Raw genomic sequence first — 5346 nt, 5'->3', positions numbered from 1 at the left:
GCCAAGCAGCGGAATCCTTACCCCCAAGACTCTTTACAATGGTGCTACTGGATAATAGCCCGATTAGGCGGGTGGAAACCCCACGAAAAGCAGGCGGGGGTGATTACCCTTTTGCGCGGTTGGAATTACTTCCAGCATATCTTGCACGGGTGGACCCTGGCCCAAAAATTTGTGTCCTAATCGTAGCCCTAATTTAGGGAAGGTGCCCGGAGGGCGGAAGGGTTAATTTACTCCAGAGGAAAAGGCGTACGGCGAAATACTAAACAACTTCAAAAATAAAAAAGGACATATTAGGTATGTCCTTTTTTATTTTTGACTTCAATAAATGGGTGCTTAAACCCGAACCGGTAATAATTCTGCAATAAAAGGATTGTTGTAATCCTGTACAAACCGCAAAATGTTAAAATATTGGCTAAACTCCTCCTGGGTATGGGCGGTGGTTAACACCACACTGGCCATGCCGGCGTTTTGCGCTGCTTCTACGCCTTTCGGCGCATCTTCAAATACAACACAGTTTGCTGGTTCTACGCCCAGCAATTGTGCTGCTTTCAGAAAAGTTTCCGGGTCGGGCTTGCTGTCGGTTACGTCATCGGCACTCACAATTGCCTCGAAGTAATGCCGGATATTTAGGTTATCCAGTACAAAATCAATGTTAAACGGAATGGCCGCCGAACCAATTGCCATTTTTATATTGGCTTGCCGGGCGTTTTCCAGGAAATTAGCTAAACCAGCTATTAATTGCAGGTGCGGGAAATATTCTTGCTGGTAACGGCGCTCTTTTTCTACGGAAAGCTTCTGCACTTGCTCTACGGTAAATTTTCCTTTCCCAAAAATCCGGTCCAGCACCTCACTGTTTTTACCGTACATCTGTACTTTAACTTCGTCCCAGGTTAAGGCGGCACCTAAATCGTTGTTCAAAATCTGGAACCAGGCCTTCGCATGAAAATGCATGTCGTCGATCATGGTTCCGTTTAAATCAAATATTAAAGCTTGGGGAGTAATATTCATAAAATTAAAATTGGCCGCATTAAATAACAAGGCGCAAAATTAACTTATTTATTTAAATCAACCGCTTGCCGCAAGAGTAGCTTTACACAAGAGAGCCAGTTATTAGAAAAGTCCGTTTGGGGAGCAAGGTCCACCACCCATTGCCCTGCCCCCGCGCAAACGGTTATTAAATGTTAAATTATGCGGTTGCTAATGGCATATTGCACCAGGCCGCTGGTATTTTTACTATGGGTTTTGCCAATAATATTTTTGCGGTGGGTATTTACTGTATGAAAGCTTATAAATAATTGGTCGGCAATAACTTTGCTGCTTAAACCTTCGGCTACTAAGCGCACAATTTCTTTTTCGCGTTCGCTTAATATATTCCGAGCCGCAACCGGTGCGTTTTCGGGAGTTAGGCGCATAGGTGCTTTTGTGAACTTGCCTTGTACACACGCTTCAAAAGTTAGTTCATTAATAAGGTCGGTAATGTCGGTGCAGGTTCCTAACACATGGGTAATATTGCCACCAGAATCGGTTTGGGTAATTTTATTTTGCTCTAGCAAACATACCGAAGTGCCATCGGGTTTGCGGATGCGGTACTTGCGACTGAAAGTGTAGCCCAACCGTTTTTCTTTCGGTAAGGCCAATATATTTTCCCAGAGCTGTACGGTTAGTTCCAGAATATTCTTTTTATCGGCCGGATGCAAAAGCTTACTTAGTGTTAAAAAGCCATCTTGCCTGAATAATTGGGGTTCGTAGCCAATTAAAGACCGGGTATTTTCGCTTAGGTAAACAAATTGCTGGGTCCGGAGGTCTAACACCCAAGTAAGGCACGGACCATGGCTTAAAACCATTTCTAAACCTGTAGTTTGGGTACGCAGGCTGGCATAATCTATTAAATTGGTATCGGATGCGTAAGGCTGGGCTTGCCAAATAGCAATTAGCTTATCTAGGGTAGTGGTTTGTGCAAATGCAGTTTCTAAAATATTGGTAGTTTTCATGGTTCAGCTCGGTAAATAACTAGTCTGCTAAAAGGTCAAGTATTTTGCTGCTGGTAGCAGCCCCGGAGTGTAGAAAAACTTTATAATTACTGGTGACATCCCCAACAAAGAAACTATGAGCTAACTACCTTGATGTCGCTACAAATTTGCACTTAAATAATAAAAAATAGCAATGGATAAATACCGTATTTAGAGCGGGGTTTTAACGTTTAGTAATACCGTATTTTCCCCGTTTTTTATTTCTTTTTTACGCATTATCTTTTATTAATTCAGAACAATGCATTTATTTACCTGCCCATAACGGTTAAGCTGGTTTTGTCTTGGTTAGCTATTTTTCATACTTTTCCGCCATATTCACCTTTATTCATCCTAATAATCTCACCATTTAACCATTTAACTATGCAGGAATATTTATTTAACAAAGAAGACCTCAGAAGATTAATTGAGGAATCGTCTGATGAACAAAACCGGATTGCGGTTAGAATTGACTTAAAGCGCCCGCAGGATAAAATCTGGGCCCGGGCCACCCGCTACGAACCTGGTACTACTATCCAAAGTTCAACCGACAGCACAAGTACCCTTAACGTAGCAGCTAAAGCTGCCGGCGATGGCGATGTACCGGGCTGTCCTAACCCTCCTGGTTGCTAAGCTGCGGCTGGTCCAGGTTCTGGATTAAATACAATGTGGATTGAAATTTCAAAATATTTAGATGTAGTTCCTCCTTTTCTGTTAATCTTGTTTGCGCTGGCCAACCCACAGATAAGCGTCCGGAGAGACTACATCTTTTGGTATTTAGTGGTACAAACCCTGCTAAATACCATTTCTATGATTATTTACCAGGTGTTTGACGGCTCCAATCTGATTATTTATAATACCAACTGTGTTATAGTTTTCTTAATCTTATCGGGTTATTTTGCCAACCTGCTACAGTTTAAAGACACTAAAAAAGTAATTATTGGTGTTGCGGTGCTTTTTCTGGTAGTGCTAATATTTAACGCGCTTAAATTCGAGCATATTGTCGATCAGTTCAACAGCAATATGTATGGTTTAGCGGCCTTTATTGTGGTTGTTTACTGCTTTTTATATTACCTTCAAAACCTTTTAAACCCCACCAAAGACATTGTCAAAACCGTTGATTTCTGGTACGTTACCGGACTTTTAACGTATTATGCGAGCAGCTTTTTTATTTTTATTACCTTTAACTACTTAATGCAAAGTAACAGCCAGTACAATACCGGCATAAAAATTTTGTGGCCCATTCATAACGTGTTGTTTTTGGTTATGTGCGGGTACTTATTTAAAGGAATGCTATGCAAGCGCTCGCAGATGAAATATTTATAGTTATTGGAATTACCCTCCTAATGCTGCTGATTACCTCGTTTGTGGTAGTTTTTATTTTTATTCACCGGAGCCAGTACAACAAACATTTGAAAGAAAAAGAAGAAATAAAAAATGCCTTTCAGCAGGAGATTCTGAAGGCGCAGCTCGAAATGCAGGAACAAACCTTGCACACCATTTCGCAGGAAATTCATGATAATATTGGGCAGGTTCTTTCGCTGGCCAAGCTTAACCTCAACACCATTCTGCTCGCCGACGACAACCCCTCGGCTCCTAAAATTAATAACACCAAAGAACTGGTGGGCAAAGCTATACAAGACTTACGTAACCTTTCCAAGTCTTTAAACACCGACCATATCAGCCAGAAAAAATTATCGGAATCGTTGCAGTTTGAATTGGATATGATTGGCAAAACGGGCATTTTTAAAACCGACTTAACCGTGGAAGGCACCGAAGAACCCGTAGATCCGCAAAAGCAATTAATTATTTACCGCATTGTGCAGGAAGCGTTGCAAAATATTATTAAACATGCCAAAGCCGGCTATATTTCTATTGTATTAAAATATTTGCCCGACCAGTTAATTATGTGTATCCAAGACGATGGTACTGGTTTTGACCTGGCTAGTGTGCAAAATTCAGATTTAAAAGAAAAGGGAACCGGCATTGGCAATATGTACCACCGGGCCAAACTGATGGGCGCCAATATTTCTATTGAAAGTCAATTGGGAAAAGGAACATTAACCCAGCTATCTTTGCCAACCAAACTCTGATTATTCCATGGAACCTAACCCCAAAATAAAAGTAGCTTTAGTAGACGATCACAAATTATTCCGGAAAGGAATGGTGGAATTGGTAAACAATTTTTCGGGCTACGGAGTAATTTGGGAAGCGAATAATGGCCGGGAACTCACCCAAAAATTTACCACCGAAGAGGCGCCCGACATTGTATTGCTGGATATAAATATGCCCGAAATGGACGGTTACGAAACGGCTGCCTGGCTAAAGCAACACCACCCCAAAGTAATGGTTTTAACCTTATCGATGTACGACCACGAAGAAGCCATTATTAAAATGCTGCGGGCCGGTGCTAAAGGGCATATCTTAAAAGATGCCGACCCGCAGGAACTGCAAACCGCGCTCCAGGCGCTGGTAAAAAAAGGATTTTATTATTCCGAACTGGTAAGCGGTACGCTGCTAAACTCGCTTAACCGCGACCCGGAAAACAACAAAAAAGCCGCTGCCTTAGTAAAGTTAAACGACCGCGAAAGTGAGTTTCTGAAACTGGCCTGCACCGAATTTACTTACAAAGAAATTGCCGATAAAATGTGCCTGGCTCCCCGCACGATTGATGGTTACCGAGAAGCATTATTTGAAAAACTCCAGGTAAAGAGTAGAATTGGTTTGGTTTTGTATGCCATTAAAACCGGCCATGTGGTTATAAATTAAAACCGCTGCAAAAGATTTTTTTTCCTATTATACCACATCTTCTAAAAGGTATTCCTTAAATAACCTGGTCTTTCTGTTTATCTTTTGAAAGATTCCATCTTTCAATGTATAGGTGCTAATAAATATTTAGAGGCCTAAGTTTGCTCCCGGCCGCGGGGCCCCGTTTGGTCATTCGGGCTGTCTTAGCTTGTTTTCCTCGTACCTCGGAATGCTAAAGCACCACAACCTTAGAAGGCCCTCATCGCCCAAACTGCTGTAGTCTGCTTCGTAGCTACGGTCTTCTAGGTTCTATAATCATTATTAAAAATTAATTAACAGCCAGCTCAACAAAGCTAATCCGCAACTTTCCGGTTCGGCCGAACTCCTTCCCTAATTTAGGGCTACGATTAGGACACAAAATGGAGCGGGGAGCTGTTGGGGGTAAATGGCAGATGCAATATTTAGCAATATTCGGATAGAGCGACGGGTCAAGCAAGTAGTAGAAAAGATAATAGAAAAGCAAAGTGTGGTGATACATCAGCTAAGTGCGAGCGAAGCCGAGCAGCGGAGTTACTACCGTCTGCTGCATAAC

General features: G+C 41.9%; 6 protein-coding genes and 1 pseudogene. 5 read left to right on the top strand and 2 right to left on the bottom strand.

The window, feature by feature from the left end; translation table 11 throughout:
* Positions 1 to 180 (top strand): annotated as a pseudogene (locus F0145_RS26440) (IS4-like element ISSysp3 family transposase); the annotation flags it as partial.
* A gap of 153 nt (positions 181 to 333) precedes the next feature.
* Here the strand turns inward: F0145_RS26440 and F0145_RS25990 are convergent.
* Both F0145_RS25990 and F0145_RS25985 read right to left on the bottom strand, forming a co-directional pair.
* Positions 334 to 1008 (bottom strand): HAD family hydrolase, encoded by a 675-nt coding sequence (locus F0145_RS25990; protein WP_150093610.1) that lies wholly within the window; start codon positions 1006 to 1008, stop codon positions 334 to 336.
* 173 nt (positions 1009 to 1181) lie between these two features.
* Positions 1182 to 1991, bottom strand: a complete 810-nt coding sequence (locus F0145_RS25985; RefSeq protein WP_150093608.1) for a LuxR C-terminal-related transcriptional regulator — start codon at positions 1989 to 1991, stop codon at positions 1182 to 1184.
* 399 nt (positions 1992 to 2390) lie between these two features.
* Here F0145_RS25985 and F0145_RS25980 point away from each other — a divergent pair, with 399 nt between their 5' ends.
* The 4 genes from F0145_RS25980 to F0145_RS25965 are packed head-to-tail and all read left to right on the top strand — an operon-like array spanning position 2391 to position 4775.
* Positions 2391 to 2639: a hypothetical protein gene (locus F0145_RS25980; protein ID WP_150093606.1), complete on the top strand. Its 249-nt coding sequence runs from the start codon at positions 2391 to 2393 to the stop codon at positions 2637 to 2639.
* A gap of 33 nt (positions 2640 to 2672) precedes the next feature.
* A complete protein-coding gene (locus F0145_RS25975) occupies positions 2673 to 3332 on the top strand; it encodes a hypothetical protein (protein WP_150093604.1) in 660 nt (219 codons plus the stop codon).
* Positions 3302 to 4099 carry a sensor histidine kinase gene (locus tag F0145_RS25970; RefSeq protein WP_150093602.1) on the top strand — a complete coding sequence of 266 codons (798 nt, stop codon included), beginning with the start codon at positions 3302 to 3304 and terminating at the stop codon, positions 4097 to 4099. Before F0145_RS25975 ends, F0145_RS25970 begins: the two co-directional genes overlap by 31 nt.
* A gap of 7 nt (positions 4100 to 4106) precedes the next feature.
* Positions 4107 to 4775 carry a response regulator transcription factor gene (locus F0145_RS25965; RefSeq protein ID WP_150093600.1) on the top strand — a complete coding sequence of 223 codons (669 nt, stop codon included), beginning with the start codon at positions 4107 to 4109 and terminating at the stop codon, positions 4773 to 4775.
* Positions 4776 to 5346: the final 571 nt, after the last annotated feature.

Source organism: Adhaeribacter rhizoryzae (assembly GCF_008629685.1).
Classification (GTDB): Bacteria; Bacteroidota; Bacteroidia; order Cytophagales; family Hymenobacteraceae; genus Adhaeribacter; species Adhaeribacter rhizoryzae.
The sequence above is the reverse complement of the archived record's forward strand: the minus strand, read 5'-3'. Positions and strand labels throughout refer to the sequence as shown.